Consider the following 15,367-nt stretch of genomic DNA (forward strand, 5'->3'; position numbering starts at 1 on the left):
CCCAGAGTATGCGATCAGGACTCCCGGCGCAGCATCCGGCTCACGCCCGCCGCGACCGTCGTCGCGAGGATCCAGCCGGACGCGGTGAACCCGGCCGCGACCCAGTTGTCCGCGCCGTGCATGTACCAGCGCGACTTATTGCCGAAGTCGACGATCGGCACCAGCAGGTCGGCGGTGTAGATGACCGGGTTCCATTGCAGGCCGGAGTCCTGCTGGTTGACCAGGCAGCGCGGACCGCTGGTCATGTAGCGGCCGGTGTGGTCGTTGACGCAGTCGTCCTTGCCGAGGCCGAACCAGAGGCTGCCGAGCACCAGCAGCGTGAACAGCCAGCCGAGCGCGCGCACCGGACGGAAGCCGTAGCCGACCATCGACCGTTGCAGCCAGCTCCACGCGCGGACGCCGGGTCCGAAGAACTTGAAGCCCTTGGCGAGCGCTTCGTAGCGGAACTGCTGCTTTCGCAGGGCGACCGTCGAGGCGTGCTCTTCGTTTCCGGCCGCGCGCAGGGTCGCGGCGAGCTGGTCGTAGGGGCCCGGGCGGTAGCCGCGCATTGCCTTGCGCAGCAACTCGATCCGGTGGTCCAGCGCTTTGTCGTCATCGAGGGCGATGCCGTGTTTCAAGGCGTCGTAACGGAAATCATCGAGTTCGAGACCGTCGGTGGCGTTCCAGATCTCCTCGTTGTCGGCGAGCGCACCGCAATGCGCCCTGCGCAACCGCACCGAACCGGTCGGCGGCTCGGCTGGAGACAGGATGAATTCGTCCGCAGTGACGTCGCTGGCGTCGAGCGCGATGTCGTGCGGGGCAAGTGATCCGAGCTTCGCGCCGTTCATGTCGAGCCTTCGCGCGATCTGCGCGCCGTCGAGGTTCACGCCGCCCTCAGCGAGGAACGGACGGTCTTTGTCCTCGGTGAGCACCAGGTCGCGGCCGATCCGCGCGGTACGGATGTCGAGGGAGAAACTGCTCGATTTCCGTTGCCCTGGCTCGGTGAGCAACGTGCCGAACATATTCACGCTGCCGCCGACTTCCGCGCCCTGAAGCCGCAGTGTGCCCTTCACGGTGGCGTCCGTCAGCTGAAAATTCCCGGAGATTTTGGCCCTGCGCGCGGAAAACGCATCTCGTCCCGGGTGCAGGAACATCGAATTCCAGGCGAGGAAGTTGCCGCCGACCGTGATGTCCGCGAGCCGCAACTGCCCGATCGGCACGCGGAGATTGGTCGCCTCGATGTCGCCGCCGATGGTTGACCCGTCGAGGTGGAGCGCGCGGTCGTAATATGGCGTCGCACGGCCGCGCACCATGGTGATTTCCGCGCCCGCGAGCCTGAGCGATCCGCCGATGCGCGCGTTGACCATCCGCAGGGTGCCGAATGCCCGGAGCCCGTCGGACAACTCGAGATTGCCGTCGACCTTCAGCCGATCCGCGACCAACGCCGGTCGCGGATCGAGGTACGGATCCCCGGACTTCCACGCGTCCATCACGATCGGACCCCGCTGGTCTACCTCCAGCCGCGCCTCGCGCAAGACGATGTCACTGTCCACAGTGGCGCTCGGCAGATAGAGAACTCCTTTGGCGGAGAACCTTTTCCGCTCACTCGCCGGACCGTAATTGTCGACCTCGCACAGCAGACTGCCGCCAATATGCAGCCCGTTCCCGTTGAACGCGAAGCCGTCCGGATTGTCGAACGTCGCCCCGGAAAAGTTCACGTTACCGCCGGTCCGCATGCCCGGCAGCCGCACCTCGCCCTTGGCGACCATGCGATAAGCCAGCAGCGCCCCGGTAATCACCAGGCGGTCGCCCTGGATCGCCTTGCCGTGCGGATGACTGATCGTGGTCCGGGTGAGCACGACCGACCCGTCGATCACCGCGTCGGTGAGATTGACCGCGGCATTGGGCATCCCGCGCTCGCGATCGTCCCCGCGCTGCACGGTGGTCGTCTCCACCTCGAATTCGTCCGCCGCGATTTCCACGGTGCTGCGAATGAGCCGCACATCATTCCGGCTGCGCAAATTGCGCGCGCGCAGTCCGGGAAGCCAGCATTTCCGGAAAACGAGCCCGAGAAGCGTCGCCTCGCGCACGTCCGGCGGATGCTCGAACCGGCAGCGCTCGAATTGGAAGAGAAAATTGAGATCGGCGGCGCGAAGATCGAGCGTGCCGGTGATGTAAGCGTCCTCGACCAGCACGATCGGCGCGTTGGTGGCCTGCCGTCTCCAGCGAAGGATGCCGCTGCTGCCAGGTTTCAGCAGGTCCGCGGCCTTCACCTCGTACCGCTTGTCGGGAACCCCGGCAAACGGATCAAGCGGCGGCAAGGTCGTATCGGTCGGCACGAGCCCCTTCTCCCCACGATCGTCGGCCCTCAGGGAATCGGATCAACGGCGGATGGGCAAGGGGCCGGGCGGAGTAGTGCCCGGTCGTCCTTGTTGGCGGTCACTGACTGCTTGCGGATGATTACCGAATTGATCCACTGGGGTGTGGTCCACTCTGTCGGGCTCATCCGCCAGGGAGCGGTCTCTTGGCTACGCCGCGGGCTGATTGCCCAGGTCGAGGTCCTATTCGGCAAGCGGGTGCCCGTATCGGTCGATCTTGCCCGAACCCCCTTCCTGAGCGGTTCGTGCCTGCTAGAGTCACTTCCCGAAGCTGACCAGAAACAGAGGGTAGGCCGCACCCAGGAAACCGCGGCCCGTGCGGGGAGGCACGACATGCCAGACGGAACGAACAGCGGACTGCAGGGCGTCCAGAACCAGATCATCTCGACAGCCCCGACCGCTCCTCCGCCCGGATCAGGGTTTATCCCGGGAGCCAACGCGGCCGCGCCGCCGCCTCCGCCGCCGGACTACGAGGCGCTGGGCAAGAAGCAGGCCTCGGCCGACTTCGCCGCCGCGTCCGGCAACCAGGGCTGGGAATTCGACCCGGCCGCGATCGACGAGGTCATCAAGAGCCTGGAAGACAGCCTTGATGGCGACCATCAGATCGCCAGTGAAAAAGCCAGCATGCTGACGCAGATCATCCCGCCAGGAGCAGAAGTCGGAAGTCAAGGCTATGCCGACGTGGCGAACAAGTCAGGAGTGGCGTACAGCAACTTTCTGACCGGGGCGGTCAAGTACATCCAAGCGTATGTGGACACCTTGAAGCAGATCCGCACCGCTTACCAGAACAACGACCAGAACGCCAAGGACCAGCTCCGTGCTGCTGGAAAGGTTGACTAAATGCGCCCCCGCAATTCCCTGGCAGCGATGATCACCGCAGGCGCCCTCGCGTCGATCACAGCGTGCGGCGGGCCGACTAACGGCACCGCGGCACCGTCGTCGCCTTCAGATACCGCTCCCGCTTCCTCGGCGAATCTCGCTCCCAAGGTCGACCAGCCGATCAGCAACACCGCTGGAGTCGAGACCGATCCGTGCTCCGCGGTCAGCACCGCCACCGTCGAAAGCGCCGCCAGCAAAGTCAAGAACTCCCGGACCAACACCTCGAATCTCGGCAACACCTGCGTCTGGATCTTCGAAAACAGCGGCGGGAACGTCAGCGCCGGCGTGGTGACCGCGAACAAGCAAGGCGTCAACGCCCTCTACATCCAGAACTCCCGGGGCGGCCTCACCACTTTCAAACCGCAGCCACCGATCTTGGGCTACCCCGCCGTGGTCTATGCCAACGGCGGAGAAACCGAGGGGTCCTGCAACCTCGCGGTCGGCATCCGAGACGACGTGACGTACACGGTTATCGCTCAGCTTCGCCACGATAGTCCCGTTTACAGCGATTCCTGCGGCATGGCGACCAAGATCGCCTCTGCCGCCATCACGCATCTGAAGGGTCAATGACATGACCTACAGCGGATGGGAAATTTACACCAAGACTCATGAACCGGGCGACACTTCGACTCTGGACGGTGCTCGTGACGCGTCCAGCGGGCTCAAGACCATCCACGAAAACGTCGTCCGGACTCTGACCGAGAGCCAGGCGAAGCTCAACGCGTTCTGGAAGGGACAGGCCGCGGAGACCGGTGCCGCCGGGCTGACGCCGTTGATCCAGAGTTCGCAGATCGCCGCGGAAAACATGGACCGGGCGCACCGCTCCATGCAGGAACAGTCCGACGCGTTCAGGTACGTCAAGCAAAATGCCCGGCAGGTCGCCAAGGATCGGCCGGACGACCAGAAGCTGTCTGACTATGTCTCGATCGGTGCCAGCGACGACGAGAAGGCTGCGGCGCAGTTCGATTCGGACACCAAGTTCAACGTCGAACTGTACGAGCCTTATTACCAGAGCACGCAGCCACGCAAGAGCACGTTGGCTCCGGATTATCCGGCCGCGCATGATCCCAATGTGTCGGCGACCGGCATCACTCCGGATCCCTCGACGCCTGGAACCGCGACCGGGCGGATCGGCTCCGGGATCGGTCATCATTCGTCCGGTGGCGGTTCGTCGCACAACTACGGCGGTGGCTACAGCAGCGGGCCCAGCACCTACTCCGCTCCTCCCGGCGCGGCTGGCATGCAGGCACCTCCGCCGCCCGGGCACGGCGGGGTCGTGACTCCGCCCGTTACGCCGCCGCCGAATGACAGCACCAGGGCGGCTTGGGCCGATCCCACGCCGCCTCCGTCGACGCCTCCCACTTGGCAGCCGCCGTCCTCGGTGCCGGGCGGCGGGAATCCTGGGACTGGCGGGTTCAACGGCGGTTTCGGCCCGGTCAGCGGGTTCGGTGGTGGCTTCGGGCCGACAGCTGGCGGGAGTGGCAGTGGCGGGTTCGGGCCCGGTGGGTCCGGTTCCGGTGGCGCGGGTAGCAGTGCCGGACCGCGGGGTGTCGGAGGCGGTACCGGTGCCGGGGCGCTCGGCGAGGGTGCAGGGGCGGCCCGGCCGGGTGCGAGCGGTGCTGGTGCGGCTGGAGCGAAAGGGCAGCCCGGGATGGGCGGCATGGGCGGCGGCGGCAAGGGCGGCAAAGGCCCCGAGGACGAGGAACACCAGCGCAAAATCCTGCTGGCCGAAGAAGACCCGGATTCGATTTTCGGGGGTTACGACGGCAATCGGCCTACGCCGCCGGTGATCGGGGCTTAGCGGAATGGCAAGGGGGAGGGAAAGCCGGTGCTGCGCAAGCCCGTTGAGCTGAGCCTGCAAACCTTCGAAGTGCTGCTGGAACGCCTGAACCTCGGCGACATCCACCCGACGCTCGTCCGCGGCGCTCTGTGGTACTCGCCGGAGGAAAGGCGGCAACTGGCGGCTGACACTGACCGCGAGCTGCACAATGTCGGTCTGATGCAGCGCGGACGGCTCAGCGACGAGTTCGTCGAGACGATGCATCTGTTGCAGCGGCCGGGTGTCGAGTACTACTCGTGGGTGAAATCGGAGCGTGGCGAGCGGACGGTGCGCGCCGCCGCGAGCGGTCGGGACGCGGCGACTGTTGTTGCGGTGAACCAGAAGTTGTACATCGCGCCGTGTTCGGCGGATACGTTGGTTCGGGAGTTCATCGCGCTGCTGCCGGAGGCTCCGGCTGCGCGGGTTCTTTCGCTTAACTGCTCCGACGAGGACCTCAATCTGGTCAAGAGCGGCAGCCAGCCGTCTGGGCGGACGAGTCCGAGTGTTCGGGACGCCAAGCAGGTATTGCAGTGGCTAGATAAGCCGCATACGTACTTTGGGCGGCTGTACGTCGCGGTCCGGGACAGTCGCGGGAAGCGGCGGCGTAACGAGAATCCGCCGGGGTGGGCGGATATGGAGGAGGGGCGGATCCTGTTCGGGGTGGACAAATCCGGATGGATCAGCTTGGCCGGGGCTGGGCCGCAGGAGATGGCTAAGAAGGTGCAGCAGTTGGAGAACGAGCTGCGTTCTGGACGGTGACCCGCCCGTCACCGCTGACAGCTTCTCTACATTGCCCAGCTGGACACCGGAAATCCGCCACCTGAAGTCCGCACACCGCTCATAAAAAAGGCCGCCCGGAGAATCTCCGGGCGGCCTCCGCAAACCTCAAGCGTTCGGATTCAACACCCGAGCCAAGAACGACTTCGTCCGTTCATGCTTCGGATCCCCGATCACCTCATCAGGAGAACCGGACTCCACGACAACCCCGCCGTCCATGAAGAAGACCTTGTCGGCTACCTCGCGGGCGAACTGCATTTCGTGGGTCACCACGACCATCGTCATGCCGTCCTTCGCCAGTTGGCGCATGACGCCTAGGACGTCGCCCACCAGTTCTGGGTCCAAAGCGGACGTTGGTTCGTCGAAGAGCATCAGCTTCGGTTGCATCGCCAGCGCGCGTGCGATGGCGACCCGTTGCTGCTGGCCACCCGAAAGCTGGCCGGGGTAGGAACGGGCCTTGTCTGCCAGGCCGACTCGGTCCAGCAGTTCCAAGGCCCGCTCCCGGACCTGTGCCTTCGGTTCCCGGCGGACCTGGACCGGGGCCTCCATGACATTTTCCAGCGCTGTCATGTGCGGGAACAGATTAAACCGCTGGAAAACCATGCCGATGTTCTTGCGCTGCGCCGCGATTTCCTTGTCTCGCAGCTCGTGCAACCGGCCGCCGCGTTCGCGGTAGCCGACTAGCACTCCGTCGACATACAGTCTGCCCGCGTCGATTTTCTCCAGGTGGTTGATACAGCGCAGCAGGGTGGACTTGCCGGAACCGGACGGGCCGATCAGGCAGAGCACCTCTCGGTCGTGCACTTCCAGGTCGATGCCCTTGAGCACGTCCAGGGAGCCGAAGCTCTTGCACACCTTTTGCGCGGAAACGACGGGAGTCACTGGACGCTACCTCCGCTTCCGCTGCCGCCGCTGCCGAAGCGGAAGCCCAGCATTCGCGACCCCCACTTGTTCCGCTGTGCGGTCGCCCGTGAAGTGCCGCGGGCGAAATACCGCTCGATGTAAAGCTGCACGATCGTCAGCACCGACGTCATGAACAAATACCACGTCGCCGCGACGATCAGCAGCGGGACTGTCTTGTAGTTCTGCGAATAAATCGTCTGCGCCGACACGAACAGCTCGAAGTATCCGATGACGACGACCAGCGACGTGGTCTTCAACATCGAGATGGTCTCGTTGCCGGTGGGCGGGATGATCACCCGCATCGCCTGCGGCAGGATGATCCGGCGCAAGGTCTTGCCCCGGCTCATGCCCAGCGCCGACGACGCTTCCAGCTGACCGCTGTCGACCGACTGGAGACCGCCGCGGACGATTTCCGCCATGTACGCCGCCTCGTTCAGGCCGAGGCCCAGCAACGAGGCGACGAACTGGTTGATCAGCGTGTTCGTGTCCCAGCTGATGAAGGTCGGCCCGAACGGAATGCCGAGTCCGATCTTCGGGTACGCCAGCGCCAGGAAGTTCCAGATCACCAGCTGAGCGATCAACGGCGTGCCGCGGAACAACCAGATGTAAATCGACGCCGCGCCCGACATCAGCAGGTTCGGCGACAGTCGCATCACCGCGAGCAGTACGCCGCCGACAATGCCGATGAGCATCGAGAGCACCGTGAGCAGCAACGTGTTCCGCAGGCCGTTGATGATCCGGCCGTCGAAGAGGTACTCGCCGACGACCGGCCACTGCAACGCGGAATTCGTGACGACGCTGCGGATCACGATGAACGCGACGAACACGATGATCACGCCGGCGATCCAGCGTCCGTAATGCCGGACCGGGACCGCCTTGATCGGGGTGGTGTCGACCTCCTGCCAGGAATCGGCAGGGCCGGGGGGAGTGGACACGAGTAACTAAGTCCTCAGTTTCGTCAGGAAGCGGACGGGTTGATCTCCGACTTGGTGATGGCACCGGAACCCGACAAGCCCCACTTGTCGAGGATCTTCTTGTAGATTCCGCTGTCGATCAGCTTCTGCACGGCGCCCTGGATCGCCTTGCCGAACTCGCCGCTGCCCTTCGGCAGCACGATCCCGTACGGCGCGGTGTCGTACGGTGCGCCCGCGGACTCGAGCTGGCCGCCGGTCTGCTTCACCGCGTAGTCGATCACCGGCGAGTCGGCGAGTTCGGCCTGCACGCGCTTCGCGGTCAGCGCCAGGTTCACGTCGGTCTGCGCCTGGAACTGGGTGATGTTGATCGGCTGCTTGCCCGCCTTGGTGCACGCGGTGTTGCGCTTGCCGAGATCGTCGACCTGCGTGGTGCCCTTCTGCACGGCCACATTCTTACCGCACAGGTCGTCCACCGACAGTTTGTCCGGATTGCCCTTGAGCACCGCGAGCGAGGTGCCGGCGCTGTAGTACGAGATCATGTCGACGGTCTGCATCCGCTCGGCGTTGATCGTGAACGACGAGATGCCCATTTCGTACTTCTTCGCCGAAATACCGGGAATGATGCCGTCGAACGCCGAGTTCTGGAACTCCGTCTGCACGCCGAGCACCTGGCCGACCGCGGTGGCGAGGTCGACGTCGAAGCCGGTCGCCTTGCCGTTCTCGACGAATTCGTTCGGCGGGTAGGTCTGGTCCTGCCCGATCACGATCTTGCCGTCGGCCTTGATGTCGGCGGGCACCATCGCGGCCAGCGCAGCGTCCTTCTGCGCGGTCGGCGCCGCTTCGCCGCCGGGAGCCTGGCTGGCGCCGGCGTCGGTGCCGCCGGCTCCGTTGCCGCCCGCGCCGCACGCCATCGTCATGCCGACCAGCGCGAAAGCGGGGAGAAGGGCGAGCGCCTTCATTTGCTGTCCTCGGGCCACTTCGTCACTCCTCGTAGTTCTCAAGGGCTGAGAGCTGGCATATTGCCACCCGGAAGCGGGTATGCACAGCACTGCTGCGTCACGGGGAAGTTTCGCACAGGACTTGCCGGAAGACGGGTGTCACGGCCGTCCGGCGCGGTAAGTCAGGATGTCTCCCATGAACAGCAACCCCGGTCCCCGGCTGCCGCCAGCCGGACGACGTGCGCGAACGGTGAAAGGCCGCCGCGCGGCCCGGCCCGGCGCGCAGTTCGACGGATACCTCGCCCCGGAGCGGCCGCACGCCGGCGCGTACGACGAGATGTTCGCGCCCGACGGCACGGTCCGCGGGCCGTACCGAGCGCTGTACGGCTCGATCGCCGCCCTCGACGCCAGCGACCTCACCAACCGCTCGCAGGCCCTCGACCGGGCGATGGTGGACCAGGGGATCACGTTCTCGCTGTCCGGCCAGGAACGGCCGTTCCCGCTCGACCTCGTGCCTCGCGTCATCCAGGCGACCGAATGGTCCCGGCTCGAACGCGGCGTGACCCAGCGTGTCCGGGCGCTGGAGGCGTTCCTCGCCGACGTCTACGGCGACCGGCAGATCCTGCGCGACGGCGTCCTGCCGCGCAGGCTGATCACCTCGTGCGAGCACTTCCACCGCGAGGCCTACGGGATCAAACCGCCCAACGGCGTGCGGATCCACGTCTCCGGCGTCGACCTCGTCCGCGACGAGGAGGGCACTTTCCGGGTCCTGGAGGACAATCTCCGCAACCCGTCCGGCGTGTCCTACGTGATGGAGAACCGGCGCACGATGGCGCGCGTGTTCCCGGACCTGTTCGCGCGACACCGGGTCCGGCCGGTCGGTGACTATGCGTCACACCTGCTTCGCGCACTGCGAGCGGCGGCCGCGCCGAACGTCGCCGACCCGATGGTCGTCGTGCTCACCCCCGGCGTCTACAACTCGGCCTACTTCGAGCATTCGCTGCTCGCCCGGCTGATGGGCGTGGAGCTCGTCGAGGGCCGCGACATGTTCTGCCGCGACAACGTGGTCTACCTCCGCACCACCGAGGGCGAACGCCAGGTCGACGTGATCTACCGGCGGATCGACGACGAGTTCCTCGACCCAGTGCACCACCGGCCGGATTCGGTGCTCGGCGTCGCGGGCATCCTCAACGCGGCCCGCGCGGGCAACGTGGTGGTGGCGAACGCGGTCGGCAACGGCGTCGGCGACGACAAGCTCGTCTACACCTACGTGCCGGAAATGGTGCGCTACTACCTGAACGAGAAACCCATTCTGCCCAATGTGGACACGTTCCGCTGCTGGCTGCCCGACGAGTTCGACCACGTCATGCAGCACGCCGACGAGCTGGTGATCAAACCGGTCGAGGGCTCCGGCGGATACGGCATCGTCTTCGGACCGGACGCGTCCAAAAAGGAGCTGGACGCGTTGCGCCGCAAGGTGCGCGCGAACCGGCGCGGCTGGATCGCGCAGCCGGTGGTGCAGCTGTCGACCGTTCCGTCCAAGGTGGACGACCGGCTCGCGCCGCGGCACGTGGACCTGCGGCCGTTCGCGGTCAACGACGGCAAGGAAATCTTCGTGCTGCCCGGCGGGCTCACCCGGGTCGCGCTGCCCGAGGGCAGTCTGGTGGTGAACTCGTCGCAGGGCGGCGGTTCGAAGGACACCTGGGTGCTCGCTTCGCGGTCCTCGACGTCGGAGCAGGAGCTCGACCGTCCCGCGCTCGGCGACGTGTCCGTTGTGGACGGTGTCGCCGCGGAACAGGGTCCGGAACTGTCCACGTCGCAGCAGCAACAACAGCAGCAACAGAGCTGAGGGAGGGAAACATGATGCTGGCCCGCAACGCGGAGTCGCTGTACTGGATCGGCCGTTACGTCGAACGCGCCGACGACACCTCCCGCATCCTGAACGTCTCGGTGCATCAGCTGCTGGAAGACGCGAGCGTCGATCCGGACCACGTCAGCCGGCAGCTGCTCGCCGTGCTCGGCATCCCGTTCGACGCGGGCGACGCGCTCGACGTGTGGAAGCTGACCGAACTGGTCGCCTACGCGAAGGACAATCCGTCGTCCATCGTCGGTTCGATCAACTCCGCGCGAGAGAACACCCGCGGCGCGCGCGAGGTCGTTTCGACCGAGCTGTGGGAATGCCTGAACGCGACCTGGAACGCGGTGCCGGACCGGCAGCGTTACGCCCGCCGCGCCGGACCGCACGCCTTTCTGTCCTTTGTGGAGGAACGGGCGGCGATGTTCGCCGGGCTCGCCGATTCCACGATGAGCCGCGACGACGGCTGGCTGTTCCTGGTGCTCGGCCGATCGGTCGAACGCGCGGACATGGTGGTGCGGCTGCTGCTTTCGCGCGTTTCCGACCGCGCGTCGTCGCCGGGGTGGATGACCGTGCTTCGCTCAGCCGGCGCGCAGGACACGTACCTGCGCACCAACCGCGGCGCGCTCGACGCGGCCCGCGTGGTGCAATTCCTGCTCAGGGACACGTTGTTCCCGCGTTCGGTCTTCCACGCGCTGCGCCAGGCGGAGGATTGTTTACGCCAGCTCGATCCGGGAATCAACGCCCGGGGCAACGAAAAGTCCGAGGCCGTCCGGCTGCTCGGCCGTGCCCGCAGCGAGCTGGAATTCCTCCACCCCGCGGCACTGCTGGACGACCTGCCCCGGCGGCTGCGCGGATTGCAGGAAGCGATCAAGGAAGTCGGGGAAGCAGTGTCCATTCAGTACTTCCACACGTCGCCGTGGGTGGCGTGGAGCGGTGCGGAGGTGTCCCTGTGAGCTGGCAACTGCGGGTGACACACCGGACCGGCTACCGGTACGCGACCCCGGCCACCCAGTCGTACAACGAAGCCCGGCTCACCCCGCGCTCCGACCGGCGGCAGACCACTTTGGCCACTCGCATCGAAACCTCCCCGGCCACCCGGGCCTATCGCTACACCGATTACTGGGGCACCGACGTCACCTCGTTCGACCTGCACGCGCCGCACACCGAGTTCACCGTGCTCGCGACCTCGGTTGTGGAGACCGCGGACGAGGCGGAACCGGTGCGTTCGGCGACGTGGAAGGAACTGCAGAGCGAGACCGTCCGCGATCAGCGCACAGAGTATTTGACGCCGACGCCCTACACGCCGAACGACCAGGAACTGTCCAAACAGGCCCGAGCGCTGCGCAAGGGCTTGGACCCGGCGGACGCGGTGCTCGCAATCTGCGGCTGGGTGAACGAGCAGCTGAAATACCAGCCCGGCACCACTGGTGTACACAGCACGGCGACCGATTCGTGGCGAGCGCGCGAGGGCGTGTGCCAGGACTTCGCGCACGTCTCGCTGGTGATGCTGCGCGCGATCGGCATCCCGGCGCGGTACTGCTCGGGCTACCTGCACACCAAGCCCGAGGCCAAGCTCGGTGAGAAGGTGGAGGGCGAAAGCCACGCCTGGGTCGACGTGTGGACCGGCGGCTGGTGGGCGCACGACCCGACGAACGCGATCCCGGTCGGGCCGCGGCACGTGTGGGTCGCGACCGGCCGCGATTACGCGGACGTGGCTCCGTTGAAGGGGATCTTCACCGGGGCCAGTCAGTCCACTTTGGATGTCTCGGTGGAACTGACCCGGATGGCTTGATCACGCGGTCTGGCGGCGCCGGGAAACTGTCAACAGCCACAACAGATACCCGCCGCCCAGCGCCGCCGCGACCACGCCCACCGGAAGCAGCGAAGCGTCCAAAACACGCTGGCCGACGAAGTCCGCCGCCAGCACCAGCACCGCGCCCATCGCCGCGGAGGCGAGCAGGTTCGGTCCCGGTCGACGGGTCAGGCGGCGGGCGAGTTGCGGCGCGGCAAGGGCGACGAACGGGATCGGCCCGGCCGCCGCGGTCGCGGAAGCGGCCAACGCGACCGCCGCCAGCAGCACCACCGCACGCACTCGCGGCACCGCGACGCCCACGGCGACCGCGGCGTCGTCGCCCATTTCCAGCATCCGCAGCGCGGGCTGGTGCACGAAGATGAACGGCGCGAGCACCACGACGGCCAGGCACAGCGGGATGAAGTAGTTCCAGTCACGACCGGCGAGATCGCCGGTCAGCCAGCCGACCGCCTGTGCCGCGGCTTCGAGTTTCGCTTGCACCAGCAGGTAACCGTTCACCCCGGCCAGCACCGCGCTCACCGCGATGCCCAGCAGCACCAGCCGTGAGCTGAGCAAACCGTGCGGCGCGCACAGCGCGGTGACCAGCAACGCGGTGAGCAGGCCGCCCGCGACGGCGCCGACCGACACCAGGCCAGGACCCGCGCCGAACAGCAGGATCATCATGATCCCGCCGGTCGCCGAGCCGGTGGTGAAGCCGATGATGTCCGGGCTGCCGAGCGGATTCCGGGTCACCGTCTGGAAGACCGTGCCCGCCAGCGCGAGCGCGACGCCGACGAAGATCGCCACCAACGCACGCGGCAACCGACCGGTGACGACCAGGTACTGCGCCTTCGTGCCGGATCCGGCGAGCGTCTGCAGCACTTCGAGCGGCGACATCTCGTAATCGCCGGTGCCCACGGCGAGCACCAGAAGCACTGCCGCCACCAGCGTCAGCAGTCCGACGACCACCCACGTCCTCATCGCCGCACCGCCTTCAACCGCCGCGCCACGATCACGAAGGCGATGCCGCCGATCACGTCCGTCATCAGGCCCACCTGGATTTCGCCGTTGCCGCCGAGCAGCCGGCCGAGCACGTCGCAGCCGAGCAGCAGTACCGGCCCGAGCAGCGCGGACAACGGCAGCACCCACCGTTCGTCCTGGCCGACCAGCGCGCGCACGACGTGCGGGATCATCAGCCCGACGAACGCGATGGGACCGCACGCCGCGGTCGCGGTCGCGGAAAGCAGGCCGACCGCGATCATGCCGACCGCGCGGGTCAGCACCGGATTCGCGCCGAGCCCGCGTGCGCTGTCGTCCCCGAGCGCGACCGCGTTGAGCGGCCGGGCGAGCACTCCCGCGACCACCAGGGCGGCCAGGAAGAACGGCAGCAGCCCGGCGAGGCTGTCGAGGTTCCGGTTCACCAGCGAGCCGACGAGCCAGTACCGCATCTGGTCGAGGCTGTGCGTGTTGATCATCTGCATGCCCTGGTTGATCCCGACGAACACGGCCTGCACCGCGACGCCCGCGAGCACCAGCCGCAGCGGGCTCACCGAGCCGCCGATCACCGTGACCAGGACCGTTCCGGCCAATGCGCCGAAGAAGGCGAACCACACCAGCTGCTGCGGCGAAGACACCGAGAACACCGCGCCGCCCAGCACGATCGCGACCGCCGCGCCGTGGTTGATGCCGAGCAGGCCGGGGTCGGCGACCGGGTTGCGCGTGATCGCCTGCAGCAGCGCGCCGGCCAGCCCGAGCCCGACGCCGACGGCCAGCCCGAGCAGCGTCCGCGGCAGCCGGTCGTCGCGGATCACCACGTCCTCGAACGTGCCGCTGTAGGAGAACAAGGCGTGCCAGACGCTGCCGAGCGGCAACCGGTTGGAGCCGAACGCGATGGACAGCACCACGACCGCGACTAGGGCGACGAGCGCCGCGACCAGGACTGTCGCGCGGACGCCCCAGCGCCGGGATGTGACGCGCTCCCCAAGCAGGACCATGGCGTTCACCCTAAGGCAAGGCTAACCTCAGGCGGTACCTCACCCGATCCTCCGGAGTTCCGATGACCCTCTCACCGGCGCGGCTGTCCCGCCGCGGTTTTCTCGCCGGCACCGCCGCCGCGGGCACCCTCGGCCTGCTGAGCGCCTGCGGGTACAAAGACGACCAGCCCGCTGCCGGCGGCGGCGCGACGTGGTCCTTCACCGACGACCGCGGCCGCAAGCTCAGCGGCGAACGTCCACAGCGGATCGTCGCACAGGTGACCGCCGCGGCCGCGCTGTGGGACTTCGGCGTGAAATCGGTGGGGATCTTCGGCCCGTCGAAGCTGCCGGACGGCAAGACCGATCCGCAAGCGGGCGGCGTCGACCTGAAGACGGTGACCTCGCTGGGCAACGTCTGGAACGAGTTCAACTTCGACAAGTTCGTGTCGCTGAACCCGCAACTGCTGGTCAGCGTGATGTATCTGAAGCAGCAGATGTGGTACGTGCCGGACACCTTGGCGGACAAGGTGGACAAGGCCGCGCCGAGTGTCGGCATCGGACTGCAGGACATCGCGATGCCGCAAGGGATCGCGAAGTTCGAGGCGCTGGCGAAGGCGCTCGGCGCGAACGTCGCGACGCCGGAAATCCAGCAGGCGAAGGAGAAGTACGAGGCCGCGGACGCCAAGTTCGCCGACGCGGTCAAGAAGACGGCCGGGCTGAAGGTCGTGCTGCTGTCCGCGCAGAAGGACACGGTGTACGTGGCCAATCCTTCGAAGTTCGCGACCTCGAAGCACTACCAGGACAAGGGAATGCACTTCGTCCTGCCGGAGAAGCCGGACGAGAGCCAGGGCGGCTACTACGAGCAGGTGAGCTGGGAGAACGTCGGCAAATACTCGGCCGACGTGATCATGTACGACTCGCGCGGCGGTTCGCTGTCGCTCGGCCCGGACGGCCTCGGCGGCGTCCCGACCTGGCAGCAGCTGCCCGCGGTGAAGGCGGGCAAGCTGATCCCGTGGAACAACGAGACGCCGTTCTCGTACCAGCGGTTCGCGCCGGAGCAGACCCGGGTCGCCGACGCGCTGGCCAAGTTCGCCTAAAGCACCCCAATGTGGCATTGGGTGCATGCGACGCACCCAATGTGGCATTGGTTGCGTTAG

General features: G+C 66.7%; 14 protein-coding genes. 8 read left to right on the forward strand and 6 right to left on the reverse strand.

Annotated features, from left to right (window positions below):
- Positions 1-14: 14 nt before the first annotated feature.
- Positions 15-2,318, reverse strand: a complete 2,304-nt coding sequence (locus PUT80_RS22180; protein ID WP_037808961.1) for a hypothetical protein — start codon at positions 2,316-2,318, stop codon at positions 15-17.
- A gap of 117 nt (positions 2,319-2,435) precedes the next feature.
- Between PUT80_RS22180 and PUT80_RS22185 the strand changes: the two genes are divergently transcribed.
- From PUT80_RS22185 to PUT80_RS22200, 4 genes are read left to right on the forward strand one after another with little or no spacing between them, the layout of a single operon-like run.
- Positions 2,436-3,197, forward strand: a complete 762-nt coding sequence (locus PUT80_RS22185; protein ID WP_275293312.1) for a hypothetical protein — start codon at positions 2,436-2,438, stop codon at positions 3,195-3,197.
- 27 nt (positions 3,198-3,224) lie between these two features.
- Positions 3,225-3,806, forward strand: a complete 582-nt coding sequence (locus PUT80_RS22190) for a DUF3558 domain-containing protein (RefSeq protein ID WP_238603759.1) — start codon at positions 3,225-3,227, stop codon at positions 3,804-3,806.
- Between the two features lies 1 nt (position 3,807).
- Positions 3,808-5,037 (forward strand): hypothetical protein, encoded by a 1,230-nt coding sequence (locus PUT80_RS22195; RefSeq protein ID WP_275293313.1) that lies wholly within the window; start codon positions 3,808-3,810, stop codon positions 5,035-5,037.
- Positions 5,038-5,064: 27 nt separating this feature from the next.
- Positions 5,065-5,814 carry an ESX secretion-associated protein EspG gene (locus PUT80_RS22200; RefSeq protein WP_037808967.1) on the forward strand — a complete coding sequence of 250 codons (750 nt, stop codon included), beginning with the start codon at positions 5,065-5,067 and terminating at the stop codon, positions 5,812-5,814.
- A 126-nt stretch (positions 5,815-5,940) separates the two neighbouring features.
- On the opposite strand, the gene PUT80_RS22205 is transcribed toward PUT80_RS22200, so the two are convergent.
- Genes PUT80_RS22205 through PUT80_RS22215 form a run of 3 tightly spaced genes read right to left on the reverse strand, consistent with a single transcriptional unit; the run spans position 5,941 to position 8,608 of the window.
- The gene (locus PUT80_RS22205) at positions 5,941-6,714 is read right to left on the reverse strand and encodes an amino acid ABC transporter ATP-binding protein (protein WP_037808968.1); all 774 of its coding nucleotides are present in this window, start codon (positions 6,712-6,714) and stop codon (positions 5,941-5,943) included.
- Positions 6,711-7,670 (reverse strand): amino acid ABC transporter permease, encoded by a 960-nt coding sequence (locus PUT80_RS22210; protein ID WP_037808969.1) that lies wholly within the window; start codon positions 7,668-7,670, stop codon positions 6,711-6,713. Before PUT80_RS22210 ends, PUT80_RS22205 begins: the two co-directional genes overlap by 4 nt.
- A gap of 23 nt (positions 7,671-7,693) precedes the next feature.
- The gene (locus tag PUT80_RS22215; RefSeq protein WP_043831651.1) at positions 7,694-8,608 is read right to left on the reverse strand and encodes an ABC transporter substrate-binding protein; all 915 of its coding nucleotides are present in this window, start codon (positions 8,606-8,608) and stop codon (positions 7,694-7,696) included.
- 166 nt (positions 8,609-8,774) lie between these two features.
- Between PUT80_RS22215 and PUT80_RS22220 the strand changes: the two genes are divergently transcribed.
- From PUT80_RS22220 to PUT80_RS22230, 3 genes are read left to right on the forward strand one after another with little or no spacing between them, the layout of a single operon-like run.
- Positions 8,775-10,436 (forward strand): circularly permuted type 2 ATP-grasp protein, encoded by a 1,662-nt coding sequence (locus PUT80_RS22220; protein WP_037808973.1) that lies wholly within the window; start codon positions 8,775-8,777, stop codon positions 10,434-10,436.
- A 14-nt stretch (positions 10,437-10,450) separates the two neighbouring features.
- The gene (locus PUT80_RS22225; protein WP_009085091.1) at positions 10,451-11,398 is read left to right on the forward strand and encodes an alpha-E domain-containing protein; all 948 of its coding nucleotides are present in this window, start codon (positions 10,451-10,453) and stop codon (positions 11,396-11,398) included.
- A complete protein-coding gene (locus tag PUT80_RS22230) occupies positions 11,395-12,237 on the forward strand; it encodes a transglutaminase family protein (RefSeq protein WP_037808975.1) in 843 nt (280 codons plus the stop codon). Before PUT80_RS22225 ends, PUT80_RS22230 begins: the two co-directional genes overlap by 4 nt.
- On the opposite strand, the gene PUT80_RS22235 is transcribed toward PUT80_RS22230, so the two are convergent.
- Both PUT80_RS22235 and PUT80_RS22240 read right to left on the reverse strand, forming a co-directional pair.
- Positions 12,238-13,218 carry an iron chelate uptake ABC transporter family permease subunit gene (locus tag PUT80_RS22235; RefSeq protein WP_051728647.1) on the reverse strand — a complete coding sequence of 327 codons (981 nt, stop codon included), beginning with the start codon at positions 13,216-13,218 and terminating at the stop codon, positions 12,238-12,240.
- Positions 13,215-14,231, reverse strand: coding sequence for an iron chelate uptake ABC transporter family permease subunit (locus PUT80_RS22240; RefSeq protein WP_037809425.1), 1,017 nt, complete (start codon positions 14,229-14,231; stop codon positions 13,215-13,217). The genes PUT80_RS22235 and PUT80_RS22240 overlap by 4 nt, the downstream gene beginning before the upstream one ends.
- Before the next feature lie 62 nt (positions 14,232-14,293).
- Between PUT80_RS22240 and PUT80_RS22245 the strand changes: the two genes are divergently transcribed.
- Entirely contained in the window at positions 14,294-15,307 is a 1,014-nt protein-coding gene (locus tag PUT80_RS22245; RefSeq protein ID WP_275293314.1) for an ABC transporter substrate-binding protein, read from the forward strand.
- The last annotated feature ends 60 nt before the right edge of the window (positions 15,308-15,367 follow it).

It is taken from the genome of Amycolatopsis sp. La24 (assembly GCF_029087445.1).
GTDB classification, from domain to species: Bacteria; Actinomycetota; Actinomycetes; order Mycobacteriales; family Pseudonocardiaceae; genus Amycolatopsis; species Amycolatopsis nivea.